The 15662-nt window shown below is 70.5% G+C and carries 12 protein-coding genes; 2 read left to right on the top strand and 10 right to left on the bottom strand.

Annotation, left to right across the window (positions count from 1 at the left end):
• Nucleotides 1–40: 40 nt before the first annotated feature.
• The 6 genes from ACQPZQ_RS26435 to ACQPZQ_RS26410 all read right to left on the bottom strand — a co-directional run bounded on the left by ACQPZQ_RS26435 (nt 41) and on the right by ACQPZQ_RS26410 (nt 7294).
• Nucleotides 41–1480, bottom strand: a complete 1440-nt coding sequence (locus tag ACQPZQ_RS26435; protein ID WP_433284996.1) for a GH1 family beta-glucosidase — start codon at nt 1478–1480, stop codon at nt 41–43.
• 46 nt (nt 1481–1526) lie between these two features.
• A complete protein-coding gene (locus tag ACQPZQ_RS26430; RefSeq protein WP_433284994.1) occupies nt 1527–2414 on the bottom strand; it encodes a carbohydrate ABC transporter permease in 888 nt (295 codons plus the stop codon).
• Nucleotides 2411–3400 (bottom strand): carbohydrate ABC transporter permease, encoded by a 990-nt coding sequence (locus tag ACQPZQ_RS26425; RefSeq protein ID WP_433284992.1) that lies wholly within the window; start codon nt 3398–3400, stop codon nt 2411–2413. The genes ACQPZQ_RS26430 and ACQPZQ_RS26425 overlap by 4 nt, the downstream gene beginning before the upstream one ends.
• Before the next feature lie 4 nt (nt 3401–3404).
• Complete coding sequence (locus tag ACQPZQ_RS26420; RefSeq protein WP_433284991.1) at nt 3405–4706, bottom strand: ABC transporter substrate-binding protein; 1302 nt, start codon at nt 4704–4706, stop codon at nt 3405–3407.
• Nucleotides 4707–4839: 133 nt separating this feature from the next.
• A complete protein-coding gene (locus tag ACQPZQ_RS26415) occupies nt 4840–6141 on the bottom strand; it encodes an ABC transporter substrate-binding protein (RefSeq protein ID WP_433284989.1) in 1302 nt (433 codons plus the stop codon).
• Between the two features lie 130 nt (nt 6142–6271).
• On the bottom strand, nt 6272–7294 hold the full coding sequence (locus tag ACQPZQ_RS26410; protein WP_433284987.1) for a LacI family DNA-binding transcriptional regulator: 1023 nt from the start codon (nt 7292–7294) through the stop codon (nt 6272–6274).
• A 281-nt stretch (nt 7295–7575) separates the two neighbouring features.
• Here ACQPZQ_RS26410 and ACQPZQ_RS26405 point away from each other — a divergent pair, with 281 nt between their 5' ends.
• A complete protein-coding gene (locus tag ACQPZQ_RS26405; RefSeq protein WP_433284985.1) occupies nt 7576–10356 on the top strand; it encodes an AAA family ATPase in 2781 nt (926 codons plus the stop codon).
• A 13-nt stretch (nt 10357–10369) separates the two neighbouring features.
• Here the strand turns inward: ACQPZQ_RS26405 and ACQPZQ_RS26400 are convergent, their stop codons facing one another.
• From ACQPZQ_RS26400 to ACQPZQ_RS26390, 3 genes are all read right to left on the bottom strand, one after another.
• Entirely contained in the window at nt 10370–11335 is a 966-nt protein-coding gene (locus tag ACQPZQ_RS26400) for an RluA family pseudouridine synthase (RefSeq protein WP_433284983.1), read from the bottom strand.
• A gap of 40 nt (nt 11336–11375) precedes the next feature.
• Nucleotides 11376–12272: a helix-turn-helix domain-containing protein gene (locus tag ACQPZQ_RS26395; RefSeq protein WP_433299374.1), complete on the bottom strand. Its 897-nt coding sequence runs from the start codon at nt 12270–12272 to the stop codon at nt 11376–11378.
• 310 nt (nt 12273–12582) lie between these two features.
• A complete protein-coding gene (locus ACQPZQ_RS26390) occupies nt 12583–12795 on the bottom strand; it encodes a DUF397 domain-containing protein (protein WP_433284981.1) in 213 nt (70 codons plus the stop codon).
• Between the two features lie 113 nt (nt 12796–12908).
• On the opposite strand from ACQPZQ_RS26390, the gene ACQPZQ_RS26385 reads away from it, so the two are divergent.
• Nucleotides 12909–13289, top strand: coding sequence for a hypothetical protein (locus tag ACQPZQ_RS26385; RefSeq protein ID WP_433284979.1), 381 nt, complete (start codon nt 12909–12911; stop codon nt 13287–13289).
• 22 nt (nt 13290–13311) lie between these two features.
• On the opposite strand, the gene ACQPZQ_RS26380 is transcribed toward ACQPZQ_RS26385, so the two are convergent.
• Nucleotides 13312–15660 (bottom strand): bifunctional salicylyl-CoA 5-hydroxylase/oxidoreductase, encoded by a 2349-nt coding sequence (locus ACQPZQ_RS26380; protein ID WP_433284977.1) that lies wholly within the window; start codon nt 15658–15660, stop codon nt 13312–13314.
• Nucleotides 15661–15662 lie beyond the last annotated feature (2 nt).

Here is a 15662-nt window from a genome sequence, read left to right as displayed (position 1 = left end):
GTCCATACCGTCTACCGGGCCTGTCCCACTTGAAGTCGGTTCAACGCGTCAGGGCGTTTCTCCGAATCACGTCCGCATAGAACAACGCGCTGTCCTTCGGCGTGCGGACCTGCGTGTTGTAGTCCACGTGGACGATACCGAAGCGTTTTCCGTACCCCCACGCCCACTCGAAGTTGTCGAGCAGTGACCAGAGGTAGTAGCCGGTGACCGGGGCGCCCGCCTCGATCGCTTCGTGCACGGCGGCCAGGTGCCCGCGCAAATAGTCGATACGATCCGTATCGATAACGCGGCCGTTCGCGTCGATCACATCGGGAAATGCAGCCCCGTTCTCGGTCACCATGATCTCGCATCCCGGTGCCTCCCGCGCCACGCGCAGCAGCAGCTCGGTCATCCCGCGCGGGTCGATGCTCCAGCCCATGTCGGTCTTGCGGCCGTGCTGGAACGGGAACTCGACGTCGTCGCAGGCGATCCACGGGCTGGCCTTGCCCTCGCCGTGGCCGTCGGCATGCTCCTTCGGACGCTCGCGCGTCCAGTGCCGCACGTAGGTGGGGGAGTAGTAGTTGACGCCCAGGACGTCGATCGGCGCCGCGATCACATCGAGGTCCCCGGGCTGCACGAAGGACCAGTCCGTGACGGCCGCGGTGTCGGCCTGCACGTCGGCGGGGTAGGTGCCCTGCAGCACCGGGTCGAGGAACACGCGGTTCTGCAGCCCGTCCACGCGCCGGGCCGCCTCGGCGTCCTCCGGGGAGTCGGTCTCCGGCCGGACCCACGCCAGGTTGAGCGTGAGGGCCACGCGTGAGGTGGGTGCTGCGCGCCGGATCGACGCGGCCGCCAGCCCGTGCGCGAGGTTCAGGTGGTGCACCGCCGTGAGTGCGGCGGCGTCGTCCGTGCGGCCGGGGGCGTGCACGCCGCTCGCGTAGCCGAGGTAGGCACTGCACCACGGCTCGTTGAGCGTGATGAACAGGGGTACCCGGTCGCCGAGGGCTGCGGCGACGACCTCGGCGTACTCGCCGAACCGCTCCGCCGTACGCCGCGACGTCCAGCCTCCGGCGTCCTCGAGGGCCTGCGGGAGGTCCCAGTGGTAGAGGGTGATCGACGGCGAGATGCCGGCGGCGAGCAGTTCGTCGACGAGGTCGGAGTAGAACCCGATGCCCTCCGGGTTGACCGGCCCGAGGTCGTCTGCGGTGACCTGCGGGGTGATCCGCGGCCAGGACACGGAGAACCGGTAGGTGGTGAGCCCCAGCCGCGCCATGATCGCGACGTCCTCGCGGAACCGGTGGTAGTGGTCGTCGGCGACGTCACCGGTCTCGCCGCGCTCCACGCGGCCGGGGGTGTGGGAGAACGTGTCCCAGATGGACGGGGTGCGGCCGCCCTCGGTGACAGCGCCTTCGATCTGGTAGGAGGCGGTGGCCGAGCCCCACAGGAACCCCGCGGGGAACTGCAGGGCATCGGTCGACGGAGCAGCCTGGGTGGTGGTCAATGGGTCCTCTCAGATCGGGTTACGGCACAGCACGAGTTCTCGTCCATCAGCCCTTGACCGCCCCGGCCATGATGCCGCCGACGATCTGGCGTCCCAGCAGCACGAACACGACGAGCACCGGCAGCGTGCCGATGAGCGTGCCGGCCATGATCACGGCCGTGTCCGGGACGTAGCCGCTGCCGAGGTTGTTGAGCGCCACCTGGACGGTGGGGTTCGAGGAGTTGAGCGTGATGATGGGCCAGAAGAAGTCGTTCCAGGCCGTCATGAAGGTGAGCATCCCGAGCACGGCGGCGCCGGGCCGGGCGATCGGCAGGACGATGCTGAAGAACGTGCGCAGCGTCGTCGCGCCGTCGACCTTGGCCGCCTCGAGCAGTTCGTCGGGCAGCGCCTGGATCAGGTACTGCCGCATGAAGAACACGCCGAACGCCGTGACGAGCGTCGGCAGGATCACCGAGCTCAACGTTCCGGCCAGGCCGAACTCGGCCATGATCGAGTAGAGCGGGACCACGGCGAGGCTCGGCGGGATCATCATCGTGCCGAGCGTGATCGCGAAGAGCACATTGCGGCCGCGGAAGCGCAGCTTCCCGAACGCGAACCCGGCCAGGGTGCAGAACAGCACGGTGGCCGCGGTCGTGATCGTCGAGACCACGAGCGAGTTCCACAACGCCAGGCCGATGTTCTGCTGGTGGATGGCCGTGGCGATGTTGTCGAACAGGTCGGGCCCGGGCACCAGCGGCGGCGGGAAGGTGTTCATCTCCGACATCGGCCGGCTCGCGGCCACGAGCATGTAGTAGAACGGCGCCACGAACAGCAAGGTGGTGACGGTGAGGATCGTGTAGGTCAGCCATCCCGCGGCGTCCTGCGATGGCGCTCGTCGCCTGCCCGGTGCCGGCGCGAGGGGCGTCGCGATCCGGTGCACGTCGACGGTCGTCACGACAGGGTCCCCTCGGTAGCGGGCCGGCGTCGGCGCGCCAGCCAGGTGTTGAGCAGCACCAGCCCGATGATCAGCACGAACATCACCCAGGCGACGGTCGCCGCCCGGCCGAGCTGGCCGTACTGCCAGCCCTGCTGGTACATGAACAGGCCGACCGTCTGGTACTGGTTCACCGACCCGCCGTTGGCCTGGCCGCCGCCGAACAGCAGTGGCTCGCCGAACAGCTGGCTCGCCCCGATCGTCGACACGATGATCGTGAACAGGATGGTCGGGCGCAGTCCCGGAATCGTGACGTGCAGGAACTGGTGCCACCGGTTGGCGCCGTCGATCGCCGCGGCCTCGTAGAGATCCTTGGAGATCGACTGCATGCCGGCGAGGTAGATCAGCGCGTTGTAGCCCGTCCAGTGCCAGATCACGATCACCGAGATCGCGATCTGGGCCGTCCAGTTGCCGTTGCGCCAGTCCACCGGCTCGATGCCGACCACGCCGAGCAGTCCGTTCACGATGCCGCCGTCACGGCCGAAGATCAGCGCGAACACCAGCGTGGCGGCCGCGACCGAGGTGGCGTAGGGCATGAGCATCGCGACACGCAGGAACGTGCGGCCGCGGAGCCGGTAGTTGAGCAGGTGGGCCAGGCCCAGGGCGAGCAGCAGCTGCGGGACGGTCGACAGGATGCCGATCGTGAACGTCTTCCACAGCGCGTTGTAGAAGCTCGGGTTCGTGAAGAGCCAGACGAAGTTGTCGAACCCGACCCATCGCATCCGACCGCCGAGCCGGTAGGAGTGCAGGCTGATCCACGCCGTGTAGATCAGGGGGAACAGTCCGAAGGCGAAGAAGACCAGGAAGAACGGCGCCACGTAGACGTACGGTGCCGAGCGGCCCTCGAACGCGTAGAGACGCGAGCGCCACGGGGGACGAGCCGGTGTCCCGGCCGCCGGGGGCGTCCCGCGCTCCCCGGCGACCGGACGATCGACCTGCGTCGTCATGGCGTCAGCCGGCCTGGTTCTTCACGTTGCCCACCGCCGTCTTCCAGGCGTTGTCGGGGGTGGCGCCGGTCGTCTCCACCGAGAGCAGCGCCTGCACCATCGCGTTCTTGATGACGCCGTCCTCCGGGCCGAGGATCTGCACGGGCGCGTTCTTCGCCGACTCCGAGAAGATCTTGCCGATGGGAGCGTTGTCGAAGTACGGGTCGGTGGCGTCGGCGACCGAGGCGATGCCGTCGGTGGTGGACGGGAAGTTGCCGACCGCGCGGAAGACCTTGGCCTGCTGCTCCGGGGCGGTGAGCCACGCGATCAGCTTGGCGGCCTCGTCCTTGTGCTTGCTGGCCTGCGGGATACCGAGGTAGGCGCCACCCCAGTTGCCGCCTGCGCCGCCGGGTAGCGACGTGACGTTCCACTTGCCGGAGCCGCCGTCACCGGCCTTGCCCTTGATGTAGCCGATCATCCAGGACGGGCAGGCGATCGTGGCGAAGCTGCCGGAGGAGAAGCCCTGGTCCCACCCGGGGTCGACGTACTGCTCGAGCTTCGCGGTGAGCCCGGACTGGCCGGCGTGCGCCGCGGTGTCGAACGCCGAGCGGACCGCGGGGTTGCTGTCGAAGACCAGGTCGCCGCCCTGGCTGTAGTAGATCTGCTGCTGCTGCGAGACGATCGCGTTGTAGAGGCCGCCCGCGGAGTCGTGCCACGCGGTGCCGGCGGGGGCCGAGGCCTTGAAGCGCTCGCCGAGGGCGAGGAAGGCGTTCCAGTCGGGCATCTCGGCGGAGAGCGCGGCAGGGTCGGCGGGCAGGCCGGCCTGCTCGAGGAGGTCGCTGCGGTAGCAGAGGCCCATGGGGCCGATGTCGGTGCCGAGGCCGAGGACCGCGCCGTCGGGCGTGGTCGCGGCGGCCTCCTTCCAGCCGATGTAGCGGCTGATCGCGTCGGCGGCGGGGGTGTCGCGCAGATCGGTCCACTGGTCGGGCTGGTTGGCCACGACATCGGAGATCCGGGCGACCTCGATGCCCTGCACGTCGGCCACGCCGGCGCCGGACGCGAGCCGGGTCTGCAGCGCAGGCCAGTACTTGTCCTCACCCTGGGTGGACTCGTACTTGATCGTGACCCCGGGGTTCTGGGCCTCGTACTCCTTGAAGAGCCCGACCTCGTCGTAGCCGAATGTGCCGAAGAGGCTCACCCCGAGCTCGACGGGGCCACCCGCGGCGGCGTCGGCATCGCCCGAGCCGCCGCCGCAGGCACTGAGCAGCAACACGCTGCTCGTGGCGACGGCTGCCAGTGCGGCCGCCGTTCTCCGTGGGGTTTGCATTGATCCTCCAGATTGTCTAAATGAGAGCGCTCTCACATGGCGGGCGGGACCACCCGGACGAGCGGCGCTCTCGCCCCATGGGTGTGGACGAACGCGCCGCTCGTGCGGATGGTGAACTGCCCTGCGCCCCTTGTCAGCCGGCCTGGTTCTTGACGTTGTTGACGGCCGTGTTCCACGCGTCGTCCGGGGTGACTCCGGCCGTCTCGACCGAGAGCAGCGCCTGCGACACCTCGTTCTTGATCACACCGTCCTGCTGTCCGAGCACCTGGATCGGTGCGGCGTTCGCCGAGTCGGAGAAGATCTTGCCGATCGGCGCGCCGTTGAAGTACGGGTCGGTGGTGTCGGCCACCTTCGCGATCCCGTCCTTGGTGGAGGGGAAGTTCCCGACCTTCGCGAAGAGCTGGGCCTGCTGCTCGGGTGCGGTGAGCCAGGCGATCAGCTCGGCGGCCTCGGTCTTGTGCTCGCTCGACGCGGGGATGGCGAGGTAGGAACCGCCCCAGTTGCCGCCCGCCCCGCCGGGGAGCGACGTGATGTTCCACTTGCCGGAGCCGCCGTCTCCTGCCTTGCCCTTGATGTAGCCGATCATCCAGGACGGGCAGGCGATCGTGGCGTAGCTGCCGGAGGAGAAGCCCTGGTCCCAGCCCGGGTCGGCGAACTGCTCGAGCTTCGCGGTGAGACCCGCCTGAGCCGCCTTCGCCGCGGTGTCGAACCGCGAGCGCAGCTCCGGGTTGGAGTCGAAGATCAGGTTGCCCGACTTGTCGTAGTTCTTCACCTCCAGCTGGGAGGTCATCGCGTCGTAGATCCCGCCCGCGGCGTCCGCCCACGCGGTGGTGGCCGGCGCGGCGGCCTTGAAGCGCTCACCGAGGGCCAGGTAGGCGTCCCAGGTGGGCATCTGGGCGGCCAGTTCGGTGGGGTCGGTGGGCAGGCCGGCCTGCTGCAGGAGGTCCGAGCGGTAGCACATGCCCATCGGGCCGATGTCGGTGCCGAGGCCGAGCACGGCGCCGTCGGGCGTGGTGGCGGCCGGTTCCTTCCAGTCGATGTAGCGGCCGATGGCGTCGGCGGCGGGGGTGTCGCGCAGGTCGGTCCACTGGTCGGGCTGGTTCGCCACGACGTCGGCGATGCGCGAGACCTCGATGCCCTGCACGTCGGCCAGACCGCTTCCGGAGGCCATGCGCGTCTGGAGGGCGGGCCAGTACTTGTCCTCGTCCTGGGTGGACTCGTAGCTGATCGTGATGCCGGGGTGCTGCGCCTCGTACGCCTCGAAGAGGCCCAGTTCCTGGTAGCCGAAGGTGCCGAACAGGTTGACCTTGAGCTCGACGGGGCCACCCTGGGCGCTGGTGTCGCTCTCGCCCGAGCCACCGCAGGCGCTGAGCAGGAGCACGCTGCTCGTGGCGACGGCCGCCAGCGCTGCCGCCGTTCTCCGTGGGGTCTGCATTGATCCTCCAGATCGTGTGAGAGCGCTCTCACCGCGTGGAAGGAGGGTCCCGATCGAGTGATGACTTGTCAATGAAGTGTCCGGGTGCGTGACCGAACTGTGCTCCCGGCGCGCCCCGGAGCCGGAACCGTCAGGCCGAGTCGCGCAGCACGAGCTCGGTGCCCATCACCATCGGCTCGAGCGGCTCGCCCCGCTCGATCAGCGCGAGCAGGCGGGTGGCCAGCGCCTCGCCCATGCCGATGATCGGCTGCCGGACGGTGGTGATGGCGGGGTGGCTCGACGACGCCGTCGGAGAGTCGTCGAAGCCGACGACCGCGACGTCGCCCGGCACGCTGCGACCCGTCTCGGTGACGGCCTGCATCGCGCCGAACGCCATCAGGTCGTTCGCGGCGAACACGCCGTCGATCAGGGGCTCGGCCGCGAGCATCTCCAACATGGCGTGGCGCCCGCCCGCGATGGACCAGTCGCCGTCCCGGACGCCGTGGCTGCGTAGGCCCTGGGCCGCGAGCTCGTCCTGGAAGCCCACACGCCGGTCGATCGCCGCCGTCATGTCGAGCGGGCCGGTGATCGTGGCCAGCCGCGTCCGTCCGCGCTCGACCAGGAGGCGTACCGCCGCCCGCGCGCCCCCGACGTTGTCGGCGTCCACATAGGACAATCCTGCGGTCTCGGTGAACGGGCGGCCGGAGAGGATCACGGGGACGCCGGCTTCCTGGAGTCTCCTGGGCAGCGGGTCGTCGCCGTGCAGGGACACGAGGATGACGCCGTCGAGGTGGCCGCCACGGGCGAAGCGCTCGAAGCGGTCGCGGTCGGCGCTGGTGCTCAGGATGCTGAACACGAGTTGGACGTCGTGCGCGGCGAGCACCGCGTGGGCGCCGCGCAGGACCAGCGCGAAGTGCGGGTCGCCGAAGAACCGCTCCTCCGACTCGGCGACGACGAACGCGATCGAGTCGCTGCGGCGCGTCATGAGTGACCGTGCGGCGCGGTTCGTCACGTAGGACAACTCGGCGGCGGCTCGCAGCACGGCCTCGCGCGCCTGCTCGCCCACGGTGGTGGAGCCCGCGAGCACCCGTCCCGCTGTCGCGCGCGACACGCCCGCTCGTGCCGCCACCGACTCCAGCGTCGGTGCTGCTCGTCCCGCCGGTCTTGCTGTCATGCCGAAGAGGATGTCAGGACGAGGCGGCTTGTCGCCTCCACTTCCTCACGCACGTGCCGGATTCTCCCCGCGGCCCGTGTACCGCCCGGATACGTGTACAACTGGAAGCGACCACAGCGGGGGGCTGCTGACCAGCGTAAGAAGGCACATATCGGCCGTAGGGGACGCTATCGGTTGCTTGACCCGCCCCGGTCACGACGGTTCCATTCCAGGCTCGCCGACGAGGTGCGACGGGCGCTGGCGGTTCGCCCTGACCGTCTTCGGGGCTGCGGAGGTCGCCGATGAGCGATGCGGCCGGTCGACCTGAGGGGGGTCCCACCGGCCTGGTCGGCCGTGACGCGGAGCTGGACGTCATTCGTTCGTTCCTGTCCGGGGTGGCGGTCGACGGGCGCGCTCTCCTGCTGGTCGGTGACGAGGGTCTCGGCAAGACGACGTTGCTCGACGTCTCCGCGGATATGGCGTCGGCGGCGGGTATGCGGGTACTGCGTGCCGCCGGTGTGCAGTTCGAGGCGGACGTGAGCTTCTCCGGGCTCCACCAGACGCTGCTCCCGCTCCTCGACGGGCTGGTCCTGATCGACGCCGAGCACCGCGACGCACTGTCCGTGGCGATGGGGTCGGGGGACGGCCCGTCCCCCGAGCGGTTCGTGGTGGTCGACGCAACGCTCTCGCTGCTGCGCGCGGCGGCCGTTCCCCAACCGGTCGTCGTGGTGATCGACGACCTGCAGTGGCTCGACCGCGTGAGCGCTTCGGTGCTCGGGTCCGTCGCCCGGCGCCTCGCAGGCAGCCGGATCGGGATCCTGGCCGCCTCGCGACCGGACGGCGGGGGCTTCATGGAGCTCGCTGGCCTCCCCGCGCTCCGGCTCGACCCGCTCGTCGACGATGCGGCGGTCGACCTCGTGGCACGCCGGTTCCCCGTGCTGGACCAGCGTCTGCGGCGCCGGGTCCTCACCGAGGCGCAGGGGAACCCGCTCGCGCTGTTGGAGCTGCCGACGGCGCTGGCCGGCACCACGCGCGCCCCGGTCCCGGGGCTGCCGTCGTTCCTGCCGCTCACCCGCCGCCTCCAGTCGCTGTTCGGGGCGCGGGTGTCCGATCTTCCGTCGGCCGGCCGCGAGGCGTTGCTCCTCGCCGCGCTGGACGGAACGGATGATCTCCGGACCCTGCGCGCAGCGGTCGGGCTCCGCGCGGAGGGCGACCCGCTCGTGCACGCCGTGCGCGCCCGGCTGGTGTGGGTCGACGAGCACCGCGGCTGCCTGTCGTTCCGGCACCCGCTGATCCGCTCCGCAGTGGTCGAGCTGTCCTCCGACCAGGAGCGCCGACGTGCTCACCGGACGCTCGCCCTCGTACTCGCCGACCAGCCGGACCGCCGGACCTGGCATCTGGCCCAGGCGGCGATCGAGCCCGACGAGCACGTGGCGAGCCTGCTCGAAGAGGTGGCTCACCGGGTGCTGCGTCGCGGCGACGGCACCGGCGCCGTCTCGGCGCTGACGCGCGCCGCGGACCTCAGCCCGGCCCGGCCCGACCGCGCGCGGCGGCTGGCCGAGGCGGCGTTCATCGGCGCCGACCTGCGAGGGGAGTCGGGCAACGCGTCGCAGTGGCTCATCGACGCGCGCCAGGCCGACCCGGAGGTCGGCAACTCGTTGCACGCGGCCTCGGCCGCGGCGTTCCTGCTCACCATCGGCGAGAGCGACGTCGACACCGCGCACCGGGTGCTCGCCGGCGCGATCGAGACCGGGTCCCACCACTACGACGCTCGCGACCCCGCACTGATCGCAGCGCTGCACACCCTCGTGCTCATGAGCTGGTTCGGCGAGCGGCCCGAGCTGTGGCGGCCTGTCCGCGCCGCGCTCGAACGGCTCACGCCGGAGGTGCCCGAGATCCTGGCTGTGCAGAGCGCGACCATGCCCGACCCGGCACGCATGGACATCCGCATCCTGGACCGGCTGGACATTCTCATCGCAGGCCTCGCCGACGAGCTCGACCCCATCGCCATTTCGCGCATCGGTATCGCCGCGATCTCCGCCGACCGTCTGTCGGACTGCCGGGAGGCGTTCTGGCGGGTGGTGCGGCTCGGCCGCGAAGGCAGTTTCTCCCGGCGCTACGCCGGGTGCCTGATGATGCTCGGCTCCGACTACTTCTCCGTCGGCGAGTGGGAACAGGTCGACGAGCTCGTCGAGGAAGGCCTCATGGCGTGCACGGGCCCGGAGGCCGAGTTCTTCATGTGGTGCTTCGTCGCCAGCAAGGCGATCCTCGCCGCCGTGCGCGGAGACACCGACACCGCACGATCCCTGGCGGATCGCGTGACCCGGGTGGCTCCGCGCGGGGTCGTCAGGGCCCGGGGCATCGCCGAGTACGCGCATCTGCTCGCCGCGCTCGGTGACGGCGATGCCGAGGCCGCCTACCTCCACGCCACCGCGATCAGCCCCGCGGGCACCCTCGCGTCCCACGTGCCGATCGCGCCGTGGGTGTGCCTCGACCTCGTGGAGTCTGCTGTCCGCACCGGCCGCCACGACGAGGCGGTCGCGCACGTGGCCGCTCTTCAGGAGGCCGGTATCGCGAGGATCTCACCCCGGCTCGCGATGCTCTCGGCCGCTGCGGCGGCAACCGTCGCCGAGGGGGACGCAGCGGTCAAGCCGTTCGAAGAGGCGCTCGCCGCCGGTGCCGGCCGGTGGCCGTTCGAGGAGGCACGGGTGCAGCTCCTCTACGGCGAGAGCCGCAGGCGGGCGCGGGCGACCGTGGAGGCGCAGCCGCTTCTCGAGGCGGCGGCGTCCACGTTCGAACGCCTCGGCGCGCGTCCCTGGGCGGCGCGCGCGAGGAGGGAGCTGCGCGCGACCGGCTATCACGTGCCGCGCCACCTCGACTCCGGTTCGTCCCCACTCACGCCGCAGGAGCGGGAGATCGCGGATCTCGCGGCGTCGGGGCTGAGCAACAAGCAGATCGCGGCGCGGCTCTTCCTCTCCCACCGCACGGTGGGTGCCCACCTCTACCGCATCTACCCCAAGCTCGGCATCAGCTCACGCGCCGCGCTGCGTGACGCACTCGACGCGCTGGACATGGGCACGTGACCGGCGCGGCAGCTCACGCGCTCGCGGCCGACCCCGATCCCGCCCATTCGCCGTAGGACGTGAAGGACTGCAGCGCGAGCCGGGTGCGGAAGCTGCGCTCCTCACCGCTCACCGGATCGGTGAAATCCAGCGTGGCGGAGAGCAGTTGCAGCGGGCGGCTGAAGTCATCGAGGGGTTTCTCGGTGAGCACGGGGTAGAAGTCGTCGCCGAGGATCGGCAGCCCGAGACCGCTCATGTGCAGCCGCAGCTGATGGGTACGGCCGGTGTGCGGGGCGAGGCGGTAGCGGCCGAGCCGCCGGCCGTCCGGGCCCTCGCGGTGTTCCAGCAGTTCGATCAGCGTCTCGGCGTTGACCGGGCCCGGCTCCTCACGCGCGCAGATGATGCCCCGTTCCTTCATGATCCTGCTGCGCACGGTGCGGGGGAACGTCAGCTGCGGGTCGTACGGTGCGATGGCCTCGTAGGTCTTGCGGACCAGCCGGTCCCGGAACAGCGTCTGGTAGGCGCCGCGCCGCTCCGGGCGCACCACGAACATGAGCAGTCCGGCGGTCACGCGGTCCAGCCGGTGCGCCGGGCTGAGAGTGGGCAGGCCGAGCTCCCGGCGCAACCGCACGAGCGCGGTCTCCACGATGTGCTGTCCGCGCGGGATCGTGGCCAGGAAGTGTGGCTTGTCGATCACCACCAGGTCCTCGTCGCGGTGCACGGTGCGGATCTCGAACGGCACCGGCACCTCGGTCGGCAGGTCCCGGTGGAACCACAGGAACGACTCGGGGACGAACGGCGCGTCCGGTGCGATCGGACCGCTGAGGTCGACGATCCGCTGCTCGCGCAGCATGCTGTCGATGCGGGCCGGGTCGACGCGGGGCAGTCGCTCCACGAGGTGGTCGCGCATCGTCGTCCAGGACCCCTCGGCAGGCGTCCGCAGCCGCACGGCGTCGAGGCCGTGCCGTTGCGGAAGTGGGGACCGGAGCTTTCGCCGCATCGTCCGAGACTACGGGGCAGGTTGCGACTCGGATCGGGGCTCAGATCTCGGCGCGGATCCGCGTGATGATCTGCGCCGTGCGGTCCGGCGGGTCGACCTGAGCGCAGAGCCGATCCATGACGGCGGCGTAGCGCTCGACGTCGGGCCGCTTGTCGAGGTAGAGCGCACTCGAGAGCTGCTCGATGTAGACGACGTCGGGCAGATCCGGCTCCGGGAACCGCAGGAGGGAGAACGAACCACCCGCGGCGGCGTGCCCGCCGTAGCTGAAGGGCACGATCTGTAGGGAGACGTTCGGCAGCTCGCTCATCTCGATCAGGTGCGTGAGCTGCGCGCGGCTGAGCTCGGGTCCGCCGAGCGGCCGCCGCAGCGCCGCCTCGTCGATCACCGCCCACAGCGTCGGGGCGGCCACCGCGGTGAGCAGTTCCTGGCGTCGCATCCGCAGCTCGACGCGGCGCTCGACCTCCGCCGCGTCGGTGTGGCCGAGCCGGGTGACGGCTCGCGCGTAATCGGCGGTCTGCAAAAGCCCGGGAACGAACTGCAGCTCGTAGGTCCGGATCACCGATGCGGCCTGTTCCAAACCGATGTAGGTCTCGAACCATGTGGGCAGCAGGTCGGCGTAGCGGTGCCACCAGCCCGGCGCGTTGGCCTGGCGGGCCAGTGCGAGGAACTGGGCACGTTCCTCGCCCTCGCCGACGCCGTAGAGGGTGAGCAGGTCGGCGACGTCGCGCTCCTTGAACCCGACGCGACCGAGCTCGAGCCTGCTGATCTTCGCGGGGGAGGCGCGGATGGCCTCGCCCGCGGCCTCGCGGGTGACGCCTGCGGCCTCGCGCCTACGGCGCAGCTCACCTCCGAGGCCGATCCGCAACACCGTGGGTCCGCCGCCCGCGCCCCGGATGATGCTGGTCGGGCGCACGATGTTCCCGGTGCCTCCGGGCATGGCGCCCCCGTCGTCGGTGGTGGGGTGGTTGCCGGGCTTGTCATCGGGCGTGACGCCGTCGGCTCCGCCGTCCTCGGGCCCGATCTTGTCGGGCAGCACGTTCACAGTCGCCGCGCGATCGCCGCGGCGCGCGTCGCAACGCCTGTGGTGGGCGCGTATACGCCTGATGATTGAGTCGTCGCCACACCGGTCATCGCCGTACGCGCTCCCCCCGGAGTACCGCTCACTCGCTCGCGCAGATTGATGAGAGCTAACACTCTGCCCAGCCCGTGTCGTTCCGACAAGCGGGTGTATGGCATCCGACGTGCGCTCATCCTGCGAGATCGTCGAACTCTCCCCGGTGAACACCCTCGAGGAAGGCTGCGATCTCGGCCCGAGTGTAGATCAGCACCGGGCCGTGGGGCTCCCGGGAGTTTCGCACCGCCACCGTCCCATCGGCGAGTTCGGCCAGCTCAACGCAGTTGCCGCTAGGGTTGCTCACCGAACTCTTACGCCAGGTCACTCTGAGGTACTTTACCTGCACGTGCAGATGGTTGTGCAGGAGTACTTGCGGATGCAAGGCTTTACGGCAAAGATCGTATACGGGGACACCACCCAACTGGGTGACATCCGGGGTACGGCGAGCGGGGGGAAGCCATGAGTTACTCCTGGGGTGCAGGACGAAGCGCGACCCGGCTGAACGATCGCGGGAGGCCCCTGCTCGAGGCCGTACCTGCGGTGCCGATCCGGGTGGCGGACATCCGCCCCGCCCCGCCCCGCGACGATCGTTCGGGCTCCCCGGGTGGTGAGCACCGGAGGGTCGCCGACGAGCTCGCCCCGATGGTGGAGGTCTGGCAGCGCCTGCTCGTGGAGCACGTGCCGGATGCGGCCGGGCGCTGCCGCACGTGCACGAAGGGCGGCACCGGCCTGCCGTCCATGCCGTGGCCCTGCTCGATCCACGGGATCGCCGACATGGCCCGGCGGGTGCACGACGGGGACGAGTCCGCTGCCATCGGGCCGGACCGGCTGTCGTCCTGACCCCTCCGCCGGCCCCACCTGCCTAGGCTTCCCGTCCGGGTCGCCACCGCTGGTGTCGCGTGCCCGCCGTCGTGCTGCGGATGAGCTCCAGGCGCGGCCGGGGATCATCGGTCCGGCCGGCGCGGGGCTTCCGGCTACCCGCGGCGAACGGCTTCGGCCACGACACGGCCGGCCCCGTGTACCCCTGATCGGCTGCGGCGTGCAAGGTCCAGTGCGGGTCGTAGAGGTGGGGCCTGCCGATGGCGCACAGGTCAGCGCGCCCGGCCAGGAGGATCGAGTTGACGTCGTCCCACGAGGAGATCGCACCCACCGCGATCACCGCCACACCGAGCTCGCGACCGACCTCGTTGCGGATCCGGTCGGCGAACGGCGTCTGGTAGCTGCGTCCGAACGCGGGCTGCTCCTCGGACACGACCTGCCCGGTCGACACGTCGATGCCGGCCGCCCCGTGCTCGGCGAACGCCCGGGCGATCACCACGGCGTCGTCGACGTCGATCCCGCCGTCGTACCAGTCGGTGGCAGAGATCCGCACGGTCATCGGCCGCTCCGCGGGCCATGCCGCACGCACGGCGTCGAACACTTCGAGCGGAAAGCGCAGGCGACCCTCGACGTCGCCGCCGTAGCGGTCGGTGCGGGTGTTGGACAGCGGTGAGAGGAATGACGACAGCAGGTAGCCGTGGGCGCAGTGCAGCTCCAGCACGTCGAACCCGGCACGCGCGGCGGCTCGGGTGGCGACCACGAACTGCTCGCGGATGCCGGTCAGTTCGTCCGTGTCGAGCTCCCGCGGCACGGCGTTGGCGGGGGAGTAGGGGATCGGCGACGGCGCGACGATCTCCCAGTTGCCCTCGGGCAACGGCTCGTCGATCCCCTCCCACATGAGCTTCGTGGAGCCCTTACGCCCGGAGTGGCCGATCTGCACGCCGATCTTGGCGTCGCTCTGGGTGTGCACGAAGTCGACCACCCTGGTCCAGGCGGCCTCCTGTTCGGGCGTGTAGAGGCCCGTGCATCCGGGGGAGATCCGGCCTTCGGGACTGACGCACACCATCTCGGTCATCACCAGTCCGGCGCCGCCCATGGCCTTGCTGCCCAGGTGCACGAGGTGGAAGTCGCCGGGCAGCCCGTCGTCGGCGCGGTACATGTCCATGGCGGAGACGACCACCCGGTTGCGCAGCGGCAGGTTCCCGAGCCGGAACGGCTGGAACATCGGCGGTGCCGTGTGCTCCTCGCCCGCGAACCAGCGTTCGGTGGCGGCCACGAACTCGGGATCGCGCACGCGCAGGTTGTCGTGGGTGACCCGGCGGCTACGGGTGACGATGTTGAACGCGAACTGTGTGGGGTGCTGGTGCACGTAGTGGCCGATGTCCTCGAACCACTCGCGGCTCGCCTGGGCGGCACGCTGGGTGGAGAGCACCACCGGCCGCCGCTCCTCCTCGTAGGCCGAGAGCGCGGTGTCGAGGTCGGGCTGCTCGTGCAGGCAGGCCACCAGAGCGAGGGCGTCCTCCATGGCGAGCTTGGTGCCCGAGCCGATGGAGAAGTGGGCGGTGTGGGCGGCGTCGCCGAGCAGCACGACGTTGCCCTCGCGCCAGGTGGTGGTGGTGACGGTGGGGAAGGCGAGCCAACGCGAGTTGTTGCCCGAGAGCTTCGCGTCGCCGAGCAGGTCGGCGTAGAGGTCGGCGATGGCGGCGATGGAGGCGGTGTCGTTCTCACCGGGGGCGAGGTCGCGCGACGCGATGTCGCCGAACGCCCGGCGCCAGACGTCCTCGTGCATCTCGACGATCACGGTGCTTGCGTCGCTGCTGTAGGGGTAGCCGTGCAGCTGCACGACCCCGTGCGCGATCTCCCGGACGTCGAACGTGAAGGCCTCGAGCACGTGGTCGGTGCCCAGCCACATGTACCGGCTGCGCCCCGTGCTGACCGCGCCGCCGAAGTTTCCCGCCGCGCGGACGGCGGAGTTGGCGCCGTCGCTGGCGATCACCAGGTCGTGCGAGGTGCGCAGCGTGGCAAGTGGAGGTGCCGGCGTGCGGAAGTGCACCACGACGCCCACCTCGGCGCAGCGCTGCTGCAGGATCGCGAGGAGCTCCTTGCGGCTCATCGCCGAGAACCCGTGGCCGCCCGAGGTGGTGACCGTGCCGCGGAAGTGGACGTCGATGTCGTCCCACCGCGCGGTGTGCCGCTGCATCGCCGCGAACACGGCGGGGTCGGCGTGCTCGATGCCGCCCAGCGTCTCGTCGGAGAACACCACGCCGAAGCCGAACGTGTCGTCCGCGGCGTTGCGCTCCCACACCGTCACGTCGTGGCTCGGGTCGAGCTGCTTCGCGAGCGCTGCGAAGTACAGCCCGCCGGGGCCGCCGCCCACCACCGCGATCCGCATGT

The organism is Pseudonocardia sp. CA-142604 (genome assembly GCF_050948475.1).
Lineage (GTDB): Bacteria > Actinomycetota > Actinomycetes > Mycobacteriales > Pseudonocardiaceae > Pseudonocardia > Pseudonocardia alaniniphila.
The sequence above is the reverse complement of the archived record's forward strand: the minus strand, read 5'-3'. Positions and strand labels throughout refer to the sequence as shown.